This is a genomic window from Clostridium sp. TW13 (assembly GCF_024345225.1).
GTDB lineage: Bacteria > Bacillota > Clostridia > Clostridiales > Clostridiaceae > Inconstantimicrobium > Inconstantimicrobium mannanitabidum.
In genome coordinates this window covers 2,234,601-2,257,837 of sequence record NZ_BROD01000001.1, presented here as the reverse complement: position 1 = coordinate 2,257,837, position 23,237 = coordinate 2,234,601, and the positions used below count along the sequence as shown (strand labels likewise).

The following is a 23,237-nucleotide window of genomic DNA, read 5'->3' as shown; positions in this document are numbered from 1 at the left end:
ACAGAAATACCTGTCCACTTTATTGATAATTATATTATTTTTAGGTTTCTTTATCTAGAGCATTAACTCTTTCATTCTACACTTATAAAGTTCTACTTCTTCTTTATAATCCATAAGAATTCCTTCTTCTCTGACAAAATTTTGGTAGCCTCTTGGTTCTCCTTTTAATCGAGGGAAAAGTTGAAAATGCAGATGATTTCTTTTGCCATCACATATAGTACACATATACACTTTTTCTGCACCAATAATTTCCTTATGAAGATTAATTATCGCATTTGATATTTTTAATATATAAGTTCCTAATTCAAGAGGCATTTCAGAAATGTCTTCGTAATGCTCCTTTGAAACAATAATTGTTTGACCAGTTGCTCTTGGATATTTTTCAAATTGACACCTTACTTTCTCATCCTCGTAAAAAATCAATCCATCGTCAGGGAATATATCTCCTGTAGTAAAGTTATAACATCCAAAACAGATGTCTTTTTCTTGTAGTTCTTTTATCTTTTCAAATCTTTGCTTTAGTGATTTCTCTTCATCTTCTGATAATTTCTTAACGTACAATTTAAGTCCTCCCTTTTCACAGAATAAGTAAATGTATAATATTACTATAAATCAAGTGCTATATTCTGTAAACTGAAATTCAAATCCTATCTTAAGTATTTTTTAATAATTAAAATTTCATAAGAAATAAATATAGATTTAAATAAAACTTTATTTATAGAAATATATAAATAAAGTTTTATAGAAAAATATATAAATATTTATAGGAAAAATCGGCGTTTTGGATGGGAGGGGAGTATAGTTGTTACAATAGACTAGTAACCAAATTTTATTTAATATTTAGCGGAATAAGCTTTTTCTCTCTAAAGGTAACAGGTGTAAGATTTAATGAGTTTAACATAGTTAATCCTGCTTCAAAATTATTCATGATATCTTGTGGCTTATGAGCATCAGATCCTAAGGATATATATCTTCCGCCTAAGTCATAATACCTTTTTAAAATTGTATTTAAATTATTGAAAGCAGTCTTGTCATTAAGTCTACGAGTATTTAATTCTAGAACCTTATCTTTTCTTATCAAAGTTCTTAATACAGTGTCAATGTGATCACTGAAGTCTTCATAATACATTTCTGGATCTTTAAATGGAGCATATCTACTAGGGTAGTCTAAGTGAGATAAAACCTGAAAGCAGTCGTATAGTTCAATGCATTTTGCAGTGAATTCGAAGTATTCTTCAAAACCAGCTTGTTTGGTTACACCTTCTTGAAAAAATTCATTGAATATATCTTTGTCATTTACAATATGGATTGAACCTAAAACAAGGTCAAAATTATTGTTTGAAGTTTCAATATTTTTGTCTAAAATTTCTTCTCCAAGACCTATTTCAATTCCAAGGTTTAAAGTGTCATTTCTATATTTTTCGTAAGCTTTTAAATAAGCTTTTACATCACATCTAAATAAATTAGGATTTCGATAATTCCAATCAACATGTTCTGTGATTGTAACTCCTAGATTATTTTCTTTTTGTACTTTTAGGATTTCTTCTATTTTCATTTTAGAATCTGAGGACATTTCGCTATGCATGTGATTATCAAATATCATATTAATTCACTCCTTAAATCAAATTTACTAAATTAGGCAGCTAAAATAAATAAAAAGCTTAGAATAGGTTATGCATTGACTTACATATTTTGAAGATCTATATATATTATTTTAAATTATTATATGATAAGAAGTTATGTGCAGTTTCAGCTGCCTTAACTCCATTTACGATTGCTTTTTCCATAACTCTTGCAGCAAGAAGGCCAACTACGTTCATATCAGCATCCACTTTATTAGTAGCCATAGTGAAAATTGTATCACCATCAAACATGGTATGAGCAGGTCTTATTGCTCTTCCATAACCATTATGAGCCATAGAGGCTACTTTGTTTGCTTGAGCCTTGGTAAGATTGGCATTTGTAACAATAATACCTATAGTAGTGTTGCCTTTAAAAACGTTCTTTTCCTTATCATATTGTGATATCATTATTTCTTCTGTGTTTAATAGGCAAGTCTTATCGTCATTAAGTACGCCGGCTATAAAGCTTTGAGATTCTGAGTCATATATATCACCTAAAGCATTTACAGCAACTATAGCACCTACTTGCAAATCTCCAACTTGAACAGCATAGGTGCCAAGGCCACCTTTCATTGCATATTCAGGACCTTTAAATTTACCTACTGTAGCACCAGTACCAGCACCTATATTTCCGTTTAAATTATCTTTGTAGGTTTCAGAATTTATGCAGGCGTTATACCCCATAGATTTATCAGGACGGCAATTGCTGTCTCCACAAGGCAAATCAAAAAGTACAGCGCTGCAAACTATAGGTACCTTTGTGACAGCAACATCAAAACCTACATCATGTTTTTCAAGATATTCCATTACTCCAGAGGAAGCATCAAGACCAAAGGCACTACCACCAGCTAAAACTACTGCGTGTATTTTATCTACCATTTCTACTGGGTTTAGTAAATCTGTTTCACGGGTTCCGGGCGAACCACCTCTTACATCAACACCACCTGATGCACCAGCTTCACAAATAACTACTGAGCATCCAGTACCGCCTTTGGGATTCTGCGCATGGCCAAGTTTTATGCCTTCCAGATCAACAAAATTAATTTCTTTCATATAATTTCACCTTTCTTTCATCAATATTAAAATTAATATATAATTTCTAAATTAATGTTTTGAACCAATAGTTAATGAAGTAACTAAAATAGTTATTCTTGTTTTTATAATAATATACCCTCAACTAGTATGCCAAACAAGTTGAGGGTGATTAATAACTAAAGTTTATTTTCTTTTAAATGCTTTTTTAGTTGCAAGAACTATAGGAACAGTAATAACTGCTGAAACTATAGCTTCAGGAATTCCATTAACAACACCTATCCAAGCAATAGCCTTTGCTCCTGCAGAGGCAGTTAATCCTAAAGATTTTGCAAATCTGTCTAAGTAAATAAAATATGCAAGACCTAAAACACCAATAGTGTTAATTAATGATCCACATACTGCTGCAAAGCCTATAGAAAAACCGGAAAGTTTATTTTTTAAAGCTTTGTTAATGATTGCGTATATATAGTAACTACCAAGTCCTATCAATATTCTAGGAAGCACAGCTACTAATGGATTCCAAAATACAAAAGCAGTTGGTGTTGGTGTGACAAAGGCATTATACATACTGAATAAGCCAAAGAATAATCCAACTAAAGCACCAGCTAAAGGCCCTTCAAGTATTGCACCAATGATTACTGGCACATGAAGTATAGTTGCTTTTACTGGAGGTATAGGAATAAATCCTAAACCAGATAAACCTAGAAATATTGAGATTGCAGAAAGCAATCCTACTGATACAAGCTTTCTTGTATCGAACTTTGATTTTGATAATTTTCTTTCCAATATAATTCCCCCCGTTCTTATTCCTTATGGATATAAGTCGTAATATTATTTTAATAAATACATTAGTTCGGTTCTTTTTGAAATACCGACAATATGTATTTTATCATGAAAAAAATATATATCAATAGCTTTAATAAAAAAATAACATTGCCATGTAAAAACGTAACATTGCCATTTAAAAAGTAAAAGGAATGAAAAATGCATCATAAGCATAAAAATTAATATTAATATAGTTAATCGTTAAAATAAATGAACTTTTAAGTTTAGACATCAAAGTATATTTAGTTTGAGAATTAGAAAATTTTTATTTGGATATAATAATAAGGAATCTTGAAAAAATAAGTAAGTCCATCTGCTAGCATATTTGGACTTGTTATTTTTTCTTAGATGATTAAATGTTTAATTAATATAAATGGAGAAGATGAAAATGAATAATAATGAAATTTTTAATGATATAGAAAAGCACCTTTTAGAAGATGAGAAACCATCACTTTGGATTGAGAAAATGAGAAATAAGGGTGTATTTGATGTTAAACCTTTTAAAGTTTTTTCAGAATTGAATGAAACACTACAAGAGAAAAAACATCACCCTGAAGGAAATGCATGGATTCACACTTTAATGGTAGTGGATAGAGCTGCTAAGGAAAAGGAAAAAAGTGATTTTCCAAGAGCTTTTATGTGGGCAGCTTTATTGCATGATATAGGTAAGGTAAGAACAACTATGAAGAGAAATGGGAGATGGACTTCTTATGACCATGACATAGTAGGAGCAGAAATGGTGAAGTCATTTCTAGATGAATTTCAGCTAGATGATGATTTTAAAGATAGGGTAACAGCTTATGTAAGATGGCATATGCAACCATTATACGTAATAAATCATTTACCTTTTCAAAACATTAAAGCAATGGTAAAAGAAATTGAACCTAAGGAATTAGGTCTATTATGTTTTTGTGATAGGGTTGGCAGGGGAAATCTTACTAAGGAAACATTGAGTGATATCACAGAAGAAAATAAATTATTTATACGTAAAGCAGAGAAGGTCAAGGAAGAATTAAATTAATTAATAATATACTAAAATTAAGTTGAAATTTTTGTCCTTATTATGTATCATTTTAATGTTAGATAAAAATAGACTGGTTATTTGTTTATAAAATAAAAATAAATGTACGTAAGAGGTGGAAAGATGGAGGTATATTTTGACAATAGTGCCACAACCAAACCTTATGATGAGGTGGTAAATGAAGTTGCAACAGCAATGACAGAATTTTATGCCAACCCCTCATCATTACATAAGCTTGGAATGAATTGTGAAAAGAAATTATCTGAAGCTAGAGAAATCCTAGCTTCTACAATAAATTGTTCAAAGGATGAAATCTTCTTTACTTCAGGTGGAAGTGAAAGTAATAATTTATTTCTTAAAGGTTTAGCCAAAGAAGGGAATCATATAATAGTATCACGATTTGAGCATCCAAGTATTTTGAGGACCGTTGAGTTTATGGAAAAGAACGGGGTAGAGGTAACTTATTTAGATATAGATGAGAATGGACAAGTTTCTGTTGAGCAAATTAAAGAACAAATTAAAAAAAATACTGTTTTAGTTTCTGTAATGTTTGTAAACAATGAGATTGGATCAATTCAAGATCTTGCTCTTATAGGTAAGACCATAAAGGAGTGTAGCAATAGAGCTAAATTTCATGTAGATGCAGTACAAGGTTATGGAAAAATAGAAATAGATGTTAAAAGCCAAAATATTGATCTTTTAAGTATTAGTGCTCATAAAATTCACGGACCTAAGGGAGTTGGTTTCTGTTACATTAGAAAAGGGATAAATCCAAATCCTTTAATTCATGGTGGTGGACAAGAAAAAGGGGTACGTTCAGGAACTTCTAATTTACCGTTAGTTCTTGGTATGGTTAAGGCTACTGAAATAACAATAGACAATATGAAAGATAGTTATAAAAAAGTAACAGAGTTAAAAGAATATTTTATTCAAAGACTTGAAGACATAGAGAATATAAGGATAAATAGTCCTATTAGAGATAATATGAGTCCTTATATATTAAATGTATCTTTTAGAGGTTTGAGATCAGAAGTATTGCTTCATATGCTAGAAGAGATGGACATTTACGTTTCTACAGGTTCAGCTTGTTCATCAAAATCAGGCAAAGGAAGTCATGTACTGTTAGCTCTAGGATTAGAATTAAAAGATGTGGATTCTGCAATAAGATTTAGTTTTTCACCATTCAATAGTAAAGAAGAAGTGGATTATGTAATAGATAGTTTGAAAAAATCATTGACATTTTTAAGGAGAGTAAAAAAATGAACAAATTAGTGTTAGTAAAGAGTGCACCAGAAATATTTTTAAAGGGTTTAAACAGAAATAAATTTGAACAAAAGTTAAGAACTAATATTTCAAAAAAGCTTAGTGGTATTGAGCATGCTATGGTTGTAGACCAAGGAAGATGGTTTATACAATCAGAGGAATTAGACAAAGTTGTAGAAAGAACTAGAAAAGTTTTTGGAATTAAAGAAGTTTGTGTAGTTACTGTAGTTGATGTAGATTTAGATAAAATCAAAGAAGAAGCATTAAACAAAGTAAAAGAAAGCAATGCAAAAACTTTCAAAGTAGTTACTAATAGAGCTAATAAGAAATTCCCAATGAACTCTATGGAGGTTTCAAGAGATATCGGTGGGTATGTATTAAGTCACATAGAAGATATATCAGTAGATATACATAAACCAGAGTGTATATTAAATGTTGAAATCAGAGAAGGAAATGCTTATGTATTTACAAATCATGATAAGCTTAAGGGAGCAGGTGGACTTCCTTATGGAATGAATGGTAGAACCTTGCTTATGCTTTCAGGTGGTATTGATTCACCAGTTGCAGGTTATATGATGGCAAAAAGAGGTGTAGAGCTTAACTGTGTTTATTACCATAGTCATCCATATACTTCTGAAAGAGCAAAGGATAAAGTTAAGGAATTAGCTAAGATTTTAGCAGGATATACAGAAAGAATAAATCTATATGTAGTTCCTTTTACAGATATTCAAATGCAAATAATTGAAAAGTGTAGAGAAGACGAATTAACTATCATAATGAGAAGATTTATGATGCGAGTTGCATGCAAAGTTGCTGAGGATAAAGAAATACATTCTGTAGCAACAGGAGAAAGTATAGGACAGGTGGCAAGTCAAACTATGGAGGGACTTGTAGTAAGTGATGATGTTTCTGATAGACCTGTATTTAGACCATTAATAGCTATGGATAAAGAAGATATAATTTCTGTAGCTGAACAAGTTGGAACTTATGAAACTTCAATTTTACCATATGAAGACTGCTGTACTATTTTCGTACCTAAGCATCCAAAGACTAAGCCAAGATTAGAAGAAATTAGAAAGTCAGAAAGTGTTTTAGCAATTGATGAATTAGTAAATAAGGCTGTAGAGGATATGGAAGTATTTACTTTCTAATTGATTGTAATGGAAAATCAAAGGCTTCAAGCTTAAATTTGAATTTAGACAATCTAATCTAATGTTAGATTGTAGAATATGATAAAAAGAGGCTAACTAGACAATTAAACTTGTTTAGTTAGCCTCTTCTTAGTTTATAAGTTCTAATTAGTAAAACTTATTTTCACCTGATATTTGCTTATAACTTCAGCTTTGATGATTAATAGTTCTTAAATCTTATATAAGCTAATCAACTCTATTTCTATATTCACCATTTTTAAAGGCTCTTATGTTTTCAGCTACTTCCGAAATAACGCGGTTTCGTGCTTCTATGGTGGCCCATGCTATATGAGGAGTTATGATTAATTTGTCTCTATTTTTCACTGTTAAGTATGGACTTTTAGGATCTATAGGTTCCTTTGAAATAACGTCTATACCAGCACCGAAGATTTTATCTTCATCTATAATTTTGCATAAATCAGCTTCGTTGATAATTCCACCTCTACCAGTGTTTAAAATTATGGCAGATTTCTTCATTAGGCTTAGTTTCTCATAATCCATTAGATTTTCAGTGTTCTTATTTAATGGTGCATGTATTGAAACAATATCACTTGTCTTTAATAATTCTTCTAGTGAAACATGTTTATATTCATTATTACTGTTCTTGCCTGAAGTGGAGTGATATATTATATTGCAGCCAAAGGCTTTAGCAACTGCAGCTACTTTCTTTCCTATTTGTCCAAGACCAATGATGCCAAAAGTTTTATTATTTAATTCCCAAAATGGTTTTGACAAATGAGTAAAGGTAGAACTTCCGGTATATCCACCATTTATTACATACTCATCATAATATTTTAGATGTTCTAAAACGTAGAATAATAGAGCAAAGGTATGTTGAGTTACACTGTCAGTAGAGTAACCAGCTACATTGCAAACTGCCACTCCATATTTTTTAGCAGCTGCTAGATCAACATTGTTTGTGCCAGTAGCTGTAAGGCAAATTAATTTTAGATTTTTACATTGTTTTAATATATCTTCTGTAATTAATATCTTGTTTATAATTATAACCTCAGAAGATTGGGATCTTTCTATCACCTGTTCTTTTGAAGTTAAATCATAAATTTTAAAATCATAGTTGAGATTTTTAAGTGGAGATAAATCTACATCATCACCTAAAGTTTTGTAATCTAGCATGGTTATTTTCATATTAAAGTCCCCCTCATCCATAGTAATTTATATATTTATTCATCTTTTTTGAACACTATAAATTTGTTTATTAAAAATCCTAATATTCCTGTAGTAGCAGAGGCAATTAGGTTACAGATATTAGCCCAAAGTGGGCGATGAAGTCTAAATATATTATGAACAGTAAACTTTGAAACTATAATTGCATCTATAGCAGAAAGTAGTGCTAGCACTGAAACATAGTCTATATAAGATGAATTTTTATTTTGTTTTTTAAAAGTTACTTTTTTATTTAAGATATATCCGTTTGTAGAATAAATGCAAAAGGATATAAACTTAAATAAATAATTTATTTTTCCAACAGACCTTCCAGTGACGAACCATAATATATTCAATACTATTTCATCAAGTATAAAATTAGAGGCGCCTACTAATATATAGCATATAAATTGTAAAATTGGTTTTGAATCTTTGGATTTAATTTCCATAAACAACAGTCCTTTAAAAAGTTTTAAAATCTATATAATTAAGGTTATTCAATAACTCAAAAAGTATTCTATAAATTATCTATAATATATTATAGCAAAAAAGTATAATCTATGTTGCAAATTGTTGAATTATGTGAAAATTCATAAATAGTTTAGCAAAAGGATCTATACTATATTAGGAAATGTTATTTATTTTCATACTCTTAACCTAGATTATTACTGTTGTTTATGAAAGAATATGAATGGAACATGAACAGAAATGAATGAAATTGATTGAAAATAAAAGAATTATAATTTATAATAGTATTATAAAGTGATTAATTAATGTAAATACTTAGATAGAAATTATTATAGTTAAAAATAAGGATGGTGGAAGAAATGATATATACATTAACATTAAATCCTTCAATCGATTACATAGTGAATGTTGAAAAATTTACTATTGGTTCTGTAAATAGAACTAATTTTGAAGAAAAATACCCTGGTGGAAAGGGAATAAATGTTTCAAGAGTATTATTCAATCAAGGAATTGCAAACAGAGCTTTAGGTTTTGTTGGTGGGTTTACTGGAGATTTTATTGAAAGTAGTTTGAAAAAGATAGGTTTAGAAACTGATTTTATTCATGTAAACGGTGACTCAAGAATAAATATAAAGTTAAAATCAGATGATGAAAGTGAAATTAATGGTCTTGGACCAGAGATATCACAAGAAAATATTAAAGCTTTTTATAGTAAGTTAGATGAATTAAATGATGGAGATATTTTGGTTTTGGCAGGAAGTATACCAAGTACTCTTGATAAAGAAATATATTCTCAAATTTTTGAATATTTAAAAGGTAAGGGTGTTAAGATTGTAGTAGATACTACAGGTAAGGCATTCATTGATACTTTAAAGTATGGTCCGTTTTTGGTTAAGCCGAACAATCACGAATTAGAAGAAATGTTTAATGTAAAGATAAATTCTCAAGAAGAATTGATTCAGTATGGAAAGAAAGTTCTAGATATGGGAGCGCAAAATGTAATAATATCATTAGCAGGTGAAGGCGCATTAATGATTAATAAAGATGGAGTATATAGAGCTACAGCTCCAAAGGGAACAGTTAAGAATTCAGTAGGAGCAGGAGATTCACTTATTGGTGGTTTCTTAGCAGAGTATTCAAGAAGTGGAGATTTGCAACAAGCATTTAAATCAGGAATTGCTTCTGGAAGTGCTACAGCATTTTCTTTAGACATTGCAACTAAAGAAGAATCAGAAAACTTATATCCACAAATTACAATAACAGAAGTTAAATAGATTAAAACTAAGTGTATATTGGATACCTAAAAATAAAAAATATTTTTAGGTATCTTTTCATTTGTATTATCAAGTGAAACTTGATTCAGGTGGGGTTTGATCCCCATCTGAATCTTAGTTGAACTTATCCAGGAGCGTGCAGCCGTTATCTCCAACTTAAGGAGAGAACCTAAATCTATGATTTAGTGTGAATCGGTTAAGCAGACATCTCAAATCTATGATTTGATGATGGTCGCTTACTCTGTGAGCACTCATCTGACTTTAGGAAGAGGAGTTTCATATAAGATTGGAGTGTTACGGATGCTAGCTATCGGATAAAAAATAGATATTCTTTGACAATACTAAGGAATACTGATAAAATTCAGAAATGGTACAATACTAATATAAACTAAATTTATTATTGAAAATAATGAGGTAAATTTTATGATAGAAGATTTTAAAAAATTAGGACTTAATGAAGAATTATTAGAAGCTGTTGAAAGTTTGAAAATTGCAGAACCTACTGAAATTCAGGAAAAGGCTATTCCTGTAGCTTTAGATGGAAAGAGTATAATTGGGCAATCTGAAACAGGCACAGGTAAAACATTAGCATACTTATTGCCAATACTTCAAAGAATAGATTCATCAAAACAAGAAATGCAATGTATAATCTTAGCACCTACTCATGAATTAGTAGCGCAGATTAATAATACGGTAAAAGAATTAATAGTAAGTAGTGGTTTAAGTATTAAATCAACTTCACTAATTGGCAGTGCTAATATAAAGAGACAAATGGATAAGTTAAAGGAAAAGCCACAAATATTAGTTGGTTCGTCTGGAAGAGTTTTAGAGCTTATAGGAAAGAAGAAGATTACTACACATACTATAAAAGTGTTAGTTATGGATGAAGGAGATAAGTTATTAGATAAAAATAATATAGATAATGTAAAGAAAATAGTAAAATTAACGCCTAATAATAAGCAAACTATGTTGTTTTCAGCTACATTAGCTAATGACACTTTATCTAAATGTAAGGAGCTTGTTGGGGAAGCAGAAGTAATTAGGGTTAAAGCAAGTAACAAAGTAAATGAAAACATATCACATGTTTATTTTTTAGTGGAGCATAGAGATAAGATAGAAGCACTTAGAAAATTAATAAATGCTGCAAAGCCGGAAAAAGCTTTAGTGTTTATAAATAGTAGTTATGATGTAAATATGACTTTATCAAAGCTTCAATTTAATAAAATTAAGGCAGAAGCTCTGCATGGTGTGAATTTTAAAGAAAATAGACAAAAAGCCTTGGAGGATTTTAGAAAAGGGAATATACAGGTTTTAGTTGCATCTGATATAGCTGCAAGAGGACTTGATATTAAAGGGATAACTCATGTTATAAACTTAGATATACCTGAAGATCCTAAAGATTATCTTCATAGAGTAGGTAGAGTAGGAAGAGCTGGAGAAAAGGGTGTAGCGTACTCTATTGTAACAGAAAGAGAAGAATCATTTATAAAACAATTTGAAAAGAACTTTAACATTATTATTGAGAAGAAACAAATTTATATGGCAGAAATAGTTGATCAGGCACCAAAATATAAGGCAAAGAAAGATAAGTATGCTAATAAGAGTAAGATTTCATCAACTAAAAAAGCAGTTTTAAATAAGAAGACTCCTGTTGAAGAGGAAGTTAAAGAAAAGGATTTTAGAAGAGATAGGGTTAAAGATAAGGATTTTTCTAAAGATAGCTATAAAACAGAAAAATTGAACAAAAAGCCTAAAAAGGGTGCAAATGAATACGGAAAGTCTAATTTCTTTAGTTCAAGAAAGAGTTCAAAATAGTTAACTTAATATAATAAATATTTTATATAAATAAAACATATAAAAATAAATAGCAAATGAAAATATCAATCACATATTGGCTTGTTTATTTTTTGAATATGTCTAATATTGAAGAGCTAGATTTAATAAATGAGTATTAAATCTAGCTTTTTTTAATTAGATAAATATGGTAAGATTATATTATTACATTTATAGATATAATAATATAAAGATACATAATTAAAAATAAACAGATAGTTTAATTTTATATAGTAACTTCTATTTTGTTATGTAGTTATATTATGAAAAATGAGGGAGTGAATAAATTGGATTTAAAAGTAGGAAATTCTTATAATGGCTTTACTCTAAAAGAAGAAAGGACAGTTAAAGAAGTTGCAGCTGTAGCTTATATCTTTGAACATGATAAGACAAAAGCAAAGTTAATAAAACTTAGTTCAAAAGATGACAATAAGGTGTTTGCTATAGGATTTAGAACACCTCCAAATAATAGTACAGGAGTTGCTCATATTTTGGAGCATTCAGTTTTATGTGGTTCTAGAAAGTTTAATACTAAAGAGCCTTTCGTGGAATTGATTAAGGGTTCATTGAACACATTCTTAAATGCATTAACTTATCCAGATAAAACTATATACCCTATAGCTTCTAGGAATGAAAAAGATTTCTTTAATTTGATGGATGTTTATTTGGATGCAGTACTATATCCAAACATATATAAACAAGAAGAAATTTTTATGCAAGAAGGATGGAATTATAAGTTAGAAACTAAGGAAGATGAGTTAAAGTACAATGGTGTGGTATACAGTGAAATGAAGGGAGCGTATTCTTCTCCTGATGGTTCTATTTATAGATATATACCAAATGTTACTTTGCCAGATACACAATATGCAAATGATTCAGGCGGAGATCCTGAATGTATTCCAGATTTAACTTATGATGAATTCTTGGATTTCCATAAAAAATATTATCATCCATCAAATAGCTATATATACTTATATGGTAATGGGGACTTAGAAAAAGAGTTAAAGTTTATCAATGATAATTATTTGAAGGATTTTGATTATAGAAAAGTTGATTCTCAAATTTTAGAACAAAAAAGTTTTACAGAGCTTCATGAAGCTGAATTTACTTATGGTATAGCAAAAGATGAAGATGAAAAAGAAAAAACTTATTTAAATTTAAATTTTCTTGTGGATAAGGCAACTAATACAGAATTAAGTTATGCAATGGAGATTTTAACACATATGCTACTTAAAACTTCAGGAGCACCTCTTAAGAAAGCTTTATTAGATAAGGGTATTGCCAAGGCAGTTTCAGGTGAATTTGATAGTTCAATTCAGCAAACTATGCTTTCTATAATTGCTAAGAATTCAGATCCAGATAAAAAGGATGAATTCAAGAGCACAATCTATGAGGTACTTAATGAATTAGCAACTAAAGGTATAGATAAGGAAGCTATAGAGGCTTCAGTTAATAAGGTTGAATTCACATTAAGAGAAGCAGATTATTATGGATTTCCAAAAGGTCTTGTATATTATACTAATATACTTGAAAGTTATTTATATGGTGGAGATCCACTAGCTCATTTACAATATGATGCAGTGTTAGATAAGATAAAATCAGAGATGTTTAATGGGTATTTTGAAAATATAATAAAAGAACATCTTTTGAATAATGATCATGTAAGCCTTATAACTATGAAACCTAATAAGGGTTTAGTAGAAGAGAAGGAAGCAGTCTTAAAGGAAAAATTAAATAAGATAAAGCAAAGTTTTAAGGATGAGGAATTAAATAATATTATAGAAAAAGGGAAGAGGCTATTAGAAAGACAAAATACTCCTGATAGCAAAGAGCAGTTAGCAAGTATTCCTAAATTATCTTTGGAGGATATTAATCCTAAGGGAGAAACTATACCAACTGAGGTTAGGAATATAGAAGACACTAAGGTTATATATCATGAATTTAATACAAATAAAATAGTTTATTCTAACTTGTATTTTAATTCAAAGGTTATAGCAAAGGAAAAAGTAAGCTATTTAAGACTATTAGGCGATGTTTTAGGAAAAATAGATACAGAAAGATATGACTATGTAAAGTTATCTAATATAGTTAATATTAATATTGGAGAAGTGAGTTATCTACCAGTAGCATATAATGATTACGCAAAAGGTGAGGAGTTTAAAGCATTTTTTGCAGTGAAGTTCAAATCATTACTTAGCAATACTGACAAGGCATTAGAAATTATAAGTGAGATATTAAACCATACTAAATTCAGTGATGTAAAGAGACTAAAGCAAGTTGTAGATGAAGTTAAATCAAGAACAGAAACTATGATAATGCAGAGTGGTCATATGGTTGCTTACAGAAGATTGCTTTCATATATGTCAGCTAGGGGTTTATATGATGAAAAACTATACGGTTTATCTTATTATAAATTCATTTGCGAATTGAGCAATAAGTTAAGTGAAAATCCAGAAGCTGTGGTCAAGGAATTGGAAGAGATAGTTTCAAAACTTTTCTTAAGTGATAATTTATTGATTAGCTTTGCTGGAGAATCAGAGGATTATGAAACTTTCAAAAATGATATAAATAAATTCAAACTTACATTGAAAAAAGGTAAGGGAGAAGAAAATAAATATGATTTTGAAGTAACCCCATTAAATGAAGGATTGTTAACTCAAGCTGAAGTAAACTATGTAGGTAAAGGCGGAATGTTTAGCAGGGATAAATATAATGGAAGCTTAAATGTATTAGATACAATTTTAAGTTATGATTACCTATGGAACAACGTAAGAGTAAAAGGTGGTGCTTACGGGGTATTTAGCTTATTTAGAAGAGATGGATCAGGAGCATTTTTATCCTACAGAGATCCTAATGTTGAAAAGACCTTAGGAGTTTATGATAATATACCAGCTTATTTAGATGAATTTAAGGCTGAGAGAGAAGATATCATTAGATATATCATAGGAACCATAAGAAAGGTAGATCATCCATATAGCAATGATGATAAACTTAATGTAGGAGATGCCAATTATTTATCAGGTATTACAGATGAAATGATACAAAAAGAAAGAGAAGAAATAATTGCTACTGATGAAAATGCAATAAAACAATTAAAAGTATTAATGCAAGATATTCTAGATGAAAATTATATTTGTGCTATAGGAAACGAAAATAAAATTAAATCAGAAGGAAACTTCAAGCAATTAGTTAGAGTAAAAGAATAGAAAGATTTAGAGGGGATTTTCTTAGGAAAGTTCCCTTTAATTCTTTACAAGATATTTATATGTGATATAATTTCTGTAAATATTTTTATATTAGGAGTGAAGCTAGTGCAAGAAAGTTGGCAAAGGCTTTGGAAATTAATAACTCAATTATTTGCGAGATTTAAGAATAAAACTGAGAAATATTATTTAGAAAAAATAAAGCCTAAATTAAATTTTAAAACTGTGACTATAGGATTAATTATTACATTTTTTATTTTAGGAGGGATAGGTTTTTTTATAGGAAAGACTGTTTCTTCAAAAAGTTATGTTTTGGCTCAAATCGAAAAAGGATTTAAGGAAAATAACTGTAAATTGATATTGAAGAATTCTAAGATTCAAGGAATGAGACTAAATAAAGATAATATTAAGCCACTAATGAAATATTACAGCAATAATAGTTCTGTAGATAGTTTAATAAAAGATTTAAAGGGCAAATCTAAAAGTAATGAAGTACTACTTTTCAGAGAAGAAAAAGGAATTCTTTTTAACAAATACTATTTAGATATATCTCCAGTATATTTAAAAGTAAGAATAAATTATGGTGGCAGCAAAATATTTTTAGATGACAAAGATTATGGAACCATAATGTCAGATAATGAAGAAAAGACTTTTGGCCCCTTGGTACCAGGAATATATAATGTACAAGCCGAAAATAAAAATAAATTTGATGCACTTACATATAGACAGGATCTTCCAATAATGACTAAGCAGCAGGAAAAAGAAATTGAGTTAAATGGAATAAAAATAAGCATTGATAGTGAATATAAGGAAGCAAAAGTATTTGTTAATGGAAAAGATACTAATCTTGATGTAAGTCAATTTGATAAAATAGGTCCATTTAAAAATGATGGAAGTTCTTCTTTACATATTGAAGAACAATTGCCTTGGGGACTTATAAAGAGTGAAGAAATGCCCATTGAAAGAAGTAATAATATACATGTGAATTTAAGTTTGAAAAATGAAAAATTAAATCAGGATATTGATTCTAAGGTTAAGGATTTTTTTACTTCTGTATTCAATGCGTTAAATAATGAAAATGAAAATATTATTAGCAGTAATAATAAAAAGAAAATATATGATGAATTTAAAACTGAAAAGTTTTTGTTGAAAAATGATTATAAGCTATTGAACTATAACTTAGAAATTGAAAAAAGTGATATAAAAAGGGAGAATAGTAGGTTTGCAGGTAATGTATTTTTGACTTTAAATTATACTGTAAGTAAATCTTTATTTGGAATAGACTTTTCAGAAGATCAGGTTAAAACTAAATTCTTTTTAAAGATGATTTATGATTCTGACCAATGGAATGTAGATGACATGCAAATATTAAAATAAGATCTCTTAACCTATGTACCTTCGGATGTATAAAGTATATGAAAAAAAGAGAAGTCATAAAGTATGAAAATACCTTATGGCTTCTTCAATTTGAAAAATAGTTTTTAATGATCCTATAACGATCTAAAAACTTAAAACAATATAAAAGTTTCTTACAAATTAATTATAATTGTTAATTAAGTTAATGTGTTATAGCTAACTTAAGATTAAGTAAAGATTTTGTTAACTCTTAAAGAATCCAGTAAAAAAAAATAAAAAATTTTTCTATAGTTCTTTGATTATTAAACTATGTGTTATATAATAAAATTGAAGATAATTAAATATTTCATTTAAAGTGGGGAATGATAATGAGAAAAAGAAGAACAATATCGATTATTTTAGTAGCAAGTGTCTTTTTTTCAGGGGTTGCGCATAGTACAGTAGTACAAGCTACTTCTAGTCAGGATTTTCAAAATAAAATTAATAATAATAATGCGCAAAAGCAGCAACTAGAAAAGGAAAAAGATAGTATACAAGATCAAAAAGATGCAGAAAAAAGCAAATTAGATAAAATTCAAGATGAATTAGAAGAAAAATCTAAGCTATTAGACGCTTCAAAAGCTAAAGTGGATTCATCTCAAAATGATATAGATGCTTTAAAGCAAAAACTTATTGATATTCAGAATGATATAGACAAGTTAGATGTAGATATTAAAAAAAGTAATGACGAGATAGAAAAGAAAGAGAAAGAAGTTAAACAACAAGAAGATTTGTTAGGTATCAGAATAAGAAGCATGTATAAAAATAATTATATGGACAAGTTCTTAGCAATGATTTTGAGTTCTGAAAATCTTTCTGATTTTATCTCTAGGGTAGAAAATTTTGCTACAATAGTTCAAAATGACAAGCAATTAATAAAAGAAGTTAATGAAGATAAAGAAGAATTACAAAGAAGTAAAAAAGAATTAGATTCTAAAAAATCTAAGCTTGCTTCACAAAAAAATGACATAAATAATAAAAAAGTAGAATTAGAAAGCGTTCAACAAAAACTAATAGATGAAAAAAATCAATATGCAAATCAATATAATGATATTCAACAAACAGAAAATCAAAAGGCAGCTTTGATTGAAGGTCTTTCACAAAAAGAAAAAGCTCTTCAAGATGAAATCGGAGATTTAGCATCATACAATCAACAGCTTCAAGATCAGCTTGATCAAATTTTTGCTCAAAGTCAAGCTAACAGCAATAGTAATAGCAACAATAGTAATAGCAACAATAGTAATGGAAATAGTAACAATAGTAACAACATTCCACCGTCATCTGATGGATTTATGAGACCAGTAGATGGTGGTTACATAAGCTGCCCATATGGACCTAGAATTCATCCTGTTACAGGTAAACCTGGGTTTCATACAGGAGTTGATATAGCAGTACCAAGTGGTACCCCAATTTATGCTGCTCAAAATGGAGTTGTAGGCGTGGCACAATGGAATTCAGTTTATGGCAATATGGTAATTTTAAATCATGCTGATGGAATACAAACCTTATATGGACATACTGAAAAATACATTGTATCTGTAGGACAACAAGTAAAAAAAGGACAAGTTATTGCTTATGTTGGAACAACAGGATTGAGCACAGGACCACATTTACATTATGAAGTTAGAAAAAATGGCTCACATATTAATCCAAGTGGATATATGTAAACAAATAATCTAATAGTTAGGCATATAAAAACAAATAGGATTAAATGCTAGTCCATTTGTACATGCTATTTATTTTTAGATAATTTAGTATAAATAAAGAAATGACACCTTTAAAAATTTAAAGGTGTCATTTTTGTGCGATTAAGGTTATTTAGCTTAGTTTTAATGCTGTTTCAAGAGCAATTTCCATCATATCAGTAAATGTAGTTTGTCTCTCAGCTGCTGTAGTTTCTTCTCCAGTAACCATTGAGTCACTGATTGTTAAAAGTGTTAAAGCGTTTACTTTATATTTAGCAGCAATAGTATATAATGCACTAGTTTCCATTTCTATAGCTATGCAACCAAACTTAGCATATTGCTTCCAAACTTCAGGATCTTCATTGTAAAAGCTATCAGCAGTAAATACATTACCAACCTTAGGGGTAATACCTTTTCCAACTGCTGTATCATAAGCTGCTTTTAATAGCTCAAAAGAAGCAGTTGGTGCATAATCTTTTCCGTTAAATATGTTTTTGTTAATAGATGAATCTGTAGAAGAACTCATAGCTAGAACGATATCTCTAACATTTACTTCTTTTTGCATAGAACCAGCAGTTCCAACTCTCATTAGAGTTTTAACTCCATATTCTCTAATTAACTCATTTGTATATATTGATATAGAAGGAACTCCCATACCTGTTCCCTGTACTGAAATTCTTTTTCCTTTATATGTTCCAGTGAAGCCGTACATGCCTCTAACTTCGTTGTAGCAAACCACATCTTGTAAGAAAGTTTCAGCGATAAACTTAGCTCTTAATGGGTCTCCTGGCAATAAAACAATTTCTGCAATTTGGCCTTTTTCGGCATTTATATGTGTACTCATATAAAAATCTCCTTTCAAAAAAATAAATTTAAAATTGAACAACAAATATATATTATATCATTTTACTTAAATTTCATAGTTAAAAAGTAAAAAATAAGTATAATATATTTATAAGAAGAATTAAGGAGGGATTTAATAGTGAAGTTTTATGATGTATTAAGTGAATACTATGATGATATATTTAAACTAAATCAAAATACAGTAGATATGATTCTTGAAAATATAAAAGGTAAAAAGGTGTTAGATTTAGCCTGTGGTACAGGAAATTATTCTATAGCTTTAGATGCTGCTGGTAAGAAGGTAACTGGTATTGATTTGGATTCTATTATGATAGAAAAAGCAAAGAAGAAGAATCATAATATTTTGTTTAAGCAAGGAAATATGTTGAGTTTAGCAGAAAGTATAGGTGAAGAAAAATTTGATGGTGTTTTCTGCATAGGAAATTCAATTGTTCATCTGAATAATTTATATGAAATTGGTAAAGTATTTCAAGATGTATATAATCATCTTAATGTTGGAGGAAAGTTCATAGTACAGATTATAAATTATGATAGAATCTTGGGGGAAAACATAAAAGGATTACCATCAATAAAGACAGATGATGTTATATTTAATAGGCATTATATACTAAAAGAAAATAAAATAATTTTTAGAGGTGAAATTGAAACAAAAGAAGAAAAATTTATAAATGAGGTAGAACTATTTCCGCTGCTAAGAAAGGATACGGAAATAATCTTGGAGAAGGTTGGGTTTAAAGATTTTGAATTATATGGGGCTTTTAATGGAGAAGAATATAACAAAGGTTCATTTAATTTAATTGTTTGTGCAACAAAGTAGAGAAAGGTGTGACTGAATCATGATAAAAATAGCGAAAAAAACATTACTTAAGGAGTCAGTAGATTATGATGAACCTACAAAAAATGTAGTTAATCTTACTGAAGAACAAATGAATGAGTTTGGAATGAAAAGTTGTCAATATACAGGAAAATGTAATTGCAAGTGCAAGAATAAAAATAAGTAAAAAGTATGAAAGTAGAAATGAAAATTCACTTTGATTCTAGATGAACAAATAAGGATATCTAGGCAATTTATAGATTAGATCATATATATGTTAGGAACTATGAATTAAACATATAATTATTTAATTCATAGTTCCAGTATGTAGAAAAGTATGAAATTATTCATCTAAGTCTATGATTTCTAAATCATTTGGAACTATAACATTGCATACACAAAAATAATTAGCTTCAGCAGTATAATATTCTTTTCTATGTTTTATATTTTTATCTTCTGTGTGAATCAGTATTAAATTTTTAGAGTTTAGTGCTACAGAATGTTCACAAGCTTCTTTTACTGTAGAGTGATGCTTTTCGTAAGGATTGAACAGATTTCTTTCTTCATATAAGCAGAATGCTTCATGCATAAGGAAGTCAACACCTTTAGCATAATCCTTAAGAGAATCTTTGTATGGTTCATCGCCAAGAAAGCATAAACTTGTGCCAGATTGTGTAACAACCTTAAAGCCAAATTGTTTCAATTTAGTACTGTTGATATCAAAAAAAGTAAAACTATTATTTAATATATTAATAGAACTATTATTAGAAACAGGTATAAACTTAATTCTATCATCAAAATATTTTGTGAATTTTTTACCCAGAGTTAGGTTACATATAGTTCTACAAGCATCTAAAACAGAATCTTCTCCATATATAGAAAAAGAATCTACATAGGTACCTTTATTCATTTGTAAGGCAATAATTCTTACAATCCAACTGATACCAGTTATGTGGTCGTTATGAGTGTGAGAAATAAAAAGTGCTTTTATTTTGGATGTGGATATATTCAATTTTTCTAATTGAGATAAGATGGTATTTCCACCGCCTGTATCAATTAAAATATGATCTCCATTTTCATTTGTTATGGTAAAACAAGTATTAAAACATTTTGTTACCATTGCATTGCCCGTTCCAAGTATATAAAGCTTACTCATAAGAGCCTCCTTAATTTAAATAAAATTCATAAATATTATATAACATTGCAAATTAGATGTCATCAAATTAAAAAAAATGTCAAAAAATATTTTTGGATTGTTTGTTAATTTAGTAAAAAAGTAATTTGTTTATGATGCAAATAATGTATAATATAGATTGTAATAATGTTACCTAGAAGTAGGAGGAGATAAAATTGGCTAAAACAAGTATTTTTAGTAAGGAATATGAAAAACGAAGAAGAAGAAAACGAAGAAGAATTGTGTTAGCAGTTGTTTTGATTGTGTTAATTATGGGATGTGGAGTTTTGTATTCTCAGGGTAACATATCTCTGGATAAAATAAAGAATATTTTTGTTAATAAAAATGAACCTAAAAACAAAATCAATGAACAATCCCCAAATAATACTGTAGATAATTCTAAGAAAAATTCACAGGAAAATAAAAATGAGCAGAAATCAGAAGAAAAGAAGTTTATTGAAATAAAATTAGCTTCAGGAAGTTCTGCTAAAGCTCTTTATGATGAGGATAGTACTGGAAAGAAGTTTGTTTTAGTTGAACCATTACAGGATGGCAGTACTTTTGATATAAGTAAATCTGCAAAGAATATTTTAATTAATGATGCAACAACTCAAGAAATTAAAATTTATGATACTAATGGGACTGAAAAAAATGTAACAAAACCTAATTATACTACTCAATCTGGTCAAGTATTTACTAAAGATAATATATTAAAACAATATCAAGGGTATGCGTGGAGCAAAAATGCTAAATTTATTGATGATGATCATATAGTATATTTAAGCCAATTACCTTGGTTTAAAACTGGTGATGCAGAGACATTTATGTGGCTTATTGATGTAAAAACTGGGGAGCATAAAACTCTTTGGAATGTAAAAGGAAAGCAAATACAAATTGGAACATTAAATGACAGAGGAATAACTGTGGTTATTGATGGTAATAATAAGACTGTAACAGCAGATGGAAATCTTATTTAAGTATTGTAAACATGATGGTAATTGAATAGAAGTTATTTATTTCTAGGAAAATTAATAAATAATTGAAATAAACTTTTATTATGTGGTATAATAAGTTGGTTATTACACGAATTTCATTACCATTTTAGGAGGAAGAATACAATGGACGTAAAAGTACAAAAAATAGAAACTAATGTTGTAGAATTTGAAATTAAGGTTGAAGCTAAGAAATTTGGCGAGGCTTTAAATAAGTCTTATAAGAAGAACCTTTCAAAATTCAATGTGCCAGGATTCAGAAAAGGAAAGGTTCCTATGCATATAGTTAAAAAATATTATGGTATAGGTGTTCTTTTAGAGGATGCTATAAACTTTGCAATAGATGAAAGTTACCCAGTAGCATTAAAAGAAAATAACATAAAACCAGTTGATTACCCAAAGATAGACATTAAAGAAGTAGAAGAGGGTAAAGATTTAGTTTATACAGCAAAGGTTGTTACTTATCCAGAAGTCGAACTTGGTGAATACAAAGGATTAGAAGTTAAAAAACCTGTATATGATGTAAGCGAAGAAGATTTAGAAAAACAATTAACTGAAATGCAAGAAAAGAATTCAAGAGTTGAAACAAAAGAATCTGGAGTAGTTGAAAATGGCAATATAGCTGTTATTGACTTTAAAGGTTATGTAGATGGAGTTGCTTTTGAAGGTGGAGAAGGAAAGGATTTCTCATTAGAAATTGGTTCAAAGACATTTATAGATACATTTGAAGAACAACTGATTGGTGCTAAAGTTGGAGAAAATAAAGAAGTTAATGTTAATTTCCCAGAAAACTATGGAAAAGAAGAATTAAATGGTAAACCAGCTTTATTTGAAGTATCAGTTAAAGAAGTAAAGGTGAAAGAATTACCAGCTTTAGATGATGAATTTGCTAAGGAAGTTTCAGAATTCGATACAATTGCTGAAGTTAAAGAAGATTTAAAGAAGAAAATGACAGAAAGCAATGAATTAAAAGCTGAAAGAGAATTTGAAGAAGAAGTTGTAAACTTAGCTGTAGAAAATGCAAAAGTTGAAATTCCAGAAGTTATGGTAGATCAAGAAATCGATGCTATGATGAATGATTTTGAACAAAGATTAAAATATCAAGGTTTAAGTTTAGAACAATATTATCAATTCACTGGAAGTTCAGCAGATAAGATGAAAGAATATATGAAAGAAAATGCTGAAAAGAAAGTTAAGACAGATTTAGTTCTTGAAAAAATTACAGAAACAGAAAATGTTGAAGTAACTGATGAAGAAGTAAAAGAAAAGGCAAAAGAAATTGCTAAAATGTATTCAGCTAAGGAAGATGACAAGATGATTGATTTAATTGTTAAATCACAAGGTGAATTAATAAGAAATCAAGTAAAGGTTGAGAAAACTGTAAAATTATTAGTAGAATCTGTAAAGTAGTTTCA

19 protein-coding genes and 1 pseudogene are annotated in these 23,237 nt (G+C 29.0%); 12 read left to right on the top strand and 8 right to left on the bottom strand.

From position 1 onward, the window contains the following. Nucleotides 1-54: 54 nt before the first annotated feature. The 4 genes from OCU47_RS11085 to OCU47_RS11070 all read right to left on the bottom strand — a co-directional run bounded on the left by OCU47_RS11085 (nucleotide 55) and on the right by OCU47_RS11070 (nucleotide 3,443). A complete protein-coding gene (locus OCU47_RS11085; protein WP_261828664.1) occupies nucleotides 55-561 on the bottom strand; it encodes an HIT family protein in 507 nt (168 codons plus the stop codon). A gap of 268 nt (nucleotides 562-829) precedes the next feature. Further along, on the bottom strand, nucleotides 830-1,603 hold the full coding sequence (locus OCU47_RS11080; RefSeq protein WP_261828663.1) for a histidinol-phosphatase HisJ family protein: 774 nt from the start codon (nucleotides 1,601-1,603) through the stop codon (nucleotides 830-832). A 106-nt stretch (nucleotides 1,604-1,709) separates the two neighbouring features. Then, complete coding sequence (locus OCU47_RS11075) at nucleotides 1,710-2,675, bottom strand: P1 family peptidase (protein ID WP_261828662.1); 966 nt, start codon at nucleotides 2,673-2,675, stop codon at nucleotides 1,710-1,712. Nucleotides 2,676-2,840: 165 nt separating this feature from the next. Further along, nucleotides 2,841-3,443, bottom strand: coding sequence for an ECF transporter S component (locus tag OCU47_RS11070; RefSeq protein ID WP_261828661.1), 603 nt, complete (start codon nucleotides 3,441-3,443; stop codon nucleotides 2,841-2,843). Between the two features lie 427 nt (nucleotides 3,444-3,870). Between OCU47_RS11070 and OCU47_RS11065 the strand changes: the two genes are divergently transcribed. From OCU47_RS11065 to thiI, 3 genes are all read left to right on the top strand, one after another. Further along, a complete protein-coding gene (locus OCU47_RS11065) occupies nucleotides 3,871-4,503 on the top strand; it encodes an HD domain-containing protein (RefSeq protein ID WP_261828660.1) in 633 nt (210 codons plus the stop codon). A gap of 123 nt (nucleotides 4,504-4,626) precedes the next feature. After that, on the top strand, nucleotides 4,627-5,766 hold the full coding sequence (locus OCU47_RS11060) for a cysteine desulfurase family protein (RefSeq protein WP_261828659.1): 1,140 nt from the start codon (nucleotides 4,627-4,629) through the stop codon (nucleotides 5,764-5,766). Beyond that, a complete protein-coding gene (thiI, locus tag OCU47_RS11055; RefSeq protein WP_261828658.1) occupies nucleotides 5,763-6,917 on the top strand; it encodes a tRNA uracil 4-sulfurtransferase ThiI in 1,155 nt (384 codons plus the stop codon). Before OCU47_RS11060 ends, thiI begins: the two co-directional genes overlap by 4 nt. Before the next feature lie 225 nt (nucleotides 6,918-7,142). Here the strand turns inward: thiI and OCU47_RS11050 are convergent, their stop codons facing one another. Both OCU47_RS11050 and OCU47_RS11045 read right to left on the bottom strand, forming a co-directional pair. Next, entirely contained in the window at nucleotides 7,143-8,102 is a 960-nt protein-coding gene (locus tag OCU47_RS11050; RefSeq protein ID WP_261828657.1) for a D-2-hydroxyacid dehydrogenase, read from the bottom strand. A gap of 35 nt (nucleotides 8,103-8,137) precedes the next feature. Further along, nucleotides 8,138-8,569: a GtrA family protein gene (locus OCU47_RS11045; protein WP_261828656.1), complete on the bottom strand. Its 432-nt coding sequence runs from the start codon at nucleotides 8,567-8,569 to the stop codon at nucleotides 8,138-8,140. 378 nt (nucleotides 8,570-8,947) lie between these two features. Between OCU47_RS11045 and pfkB the strand changes: the two genes are divergently transcribed. The 5 genes and pseudogenes from pfkB (at nucleotide 8,948) to OCU47_RS11020 (ending at nucleotide 17,960) form a co-directional block, all read left to right on the top strand. After that, a complete protein-coding gene (gene pfkB / locus OCU47_RS11040; protein ID WP_261828655.1) occupies nucleotides 8,948-9,862 on the top strand; it encodes a 1-phosphofructokinase in 915 nt (304 codons plus the stop codon). A gap of 423 nt (nucleotides 9,863-10,285) precedes the next feature. Continuing rightward, a pseudogene (locus OCU47_RS11035) lies at nucleotides 10,286-11,488 on the top strand (DEAD/DEAH box helicase); the annotation flags it as partial. 494 nt (nucleotides 11,489-11,982) lie between these two features. Beyond that, nucleotides 11,983-14,901 carry an insulinase family protein gene (locus tag OCU47_RS11030; protein ID WP_261828654.1) on the top strand — a complete coding sequence of 973 codons (2,919 nt, stop codon included), beginning with the start codon at nucleotides 11,983-11,985 and terminating at the stop codon, nucleotides 14,899-14,901. A 105-nt stretch (nucleotides 14,902-15,006) separates the two neighbouring features. Next, nucleotides 15,007-16,275: a TcaA 3rd/4th domain-containing protein gene (locus OCU47_RS11025; RefSeq protein ID WP_261828653.1), complete on the top strand. Its 1,269-nt coding sequence runs from the start codon at nucleotides 15,007-15,009 to the stop codon at nucleotides 16,273-16,275. 347 nt (nucleotides 16,276-16,622) lie between these two features. Then, on the top strand, nucleotides 16,623-17,960 hold the full coding sequence (locus tag OCU47_RS11020) for a murein hydrolase activator EnvC family protein (RefSeq protein WP_261828652.1): 1,338 nt from the start codon (nucleotides 16,623-16,625) through the stop codon (nucleotides 17,958-17,960). Between the two features lie 151 nt (nucleotides 17,961-18,111). Here the strand turns inward: OCU47_RS11020 and deoD are convergent, their stop codons facing one another. Further along, complete coding sequence (deoD, locus tag OCU47_RS11015) at nucleotides 18,112-18,822, bottom strand: purine-nucleoside phosphorylase (protein ID WP_261828651.1); 711 nt, start codon at nucleotides 18,820-18,822, stop codon at nucleotides 18,112-18,114. Nucleotides 18,823-18,960: 138 nt separating this feature from the next. Between deoD and OCU47_RS11010 the strand changes: the two genes are divergently transcribed. Further along, nucleotides 18,961-19,659 (top strand): class I SAM-dependent DNA methyltransferase, encoded by a 699-nt coding sequence (locus tag OCU47_RS11010; RefSeq protein ID WP_261828650.1) that lies wholly within the window; start codon nucleotides 18,961-18,963, stop codon nucleotides 19,657-19,659. Nucleotides 19,660-19,678: 19 nt separating this feature from the next. Further along, nucleotides 19,679-19,843 carry a hypothetical protein gene (locus OCU47_RS11005; RefSeq protein WP_261828649.1) on the top strand — a complete coding sequence of 55 codons (165 nt, stop codon included), beginning with the start codon at nucleotides 19,679-19,681 and terminating at the stop codon, nucleotides 19,841-19,843. Between the two features lie 156 nt (nucleotides 19,844-19,999). On the opposite strand, the gene OCU47_RS11000 is transcribed toward OCU47_RS11005, so the two are convergent. Next, on the bottom strand, nucleotides 20,000-20,812 hold the full coding sequence (locus OCU47_RS11000) for an MBL fold metallo-hydrolase (RefSeq protein WP_261828648.1): 813 nt from the start codon (nucleotides 20,810-20,812) through the stop codon (nucleotides 20,000-20,002). A gap of 194 nt (nucleotides 20,813-21,006) precedes the next feature. Here OCU47_RS11000 and OCU47_RS10995 point away from each other — a divergent pair, with 194 nt between their 5' ends. After that, nucleotides 21,007-21,807: a hypothetical protein gene (locus tag OCU47_RS10995; protein ID WP_261828647.1), complete on the top strand. Its 801-nt coding sequence runs from the start codon at nucleotides 21,007-21,009 to the stop codon at nucleotides 21,805-21,807. 141 nt (nucleotides 21,808-21,948) lie between these two features. Then, nucleotides 21,949-23,232, top strand: coding sequence for a trigger factor (gene tig, locus OCU47_RS10990; protein WP_261828646.1), 1,284 nt, complete (start codon nucleotides 21,949-21,951; stop codon nucleotides 23,230-23,232). The last annotated feature ends 5 nt before the right edge of the window (nucleotides 23,233-23,237 follow it).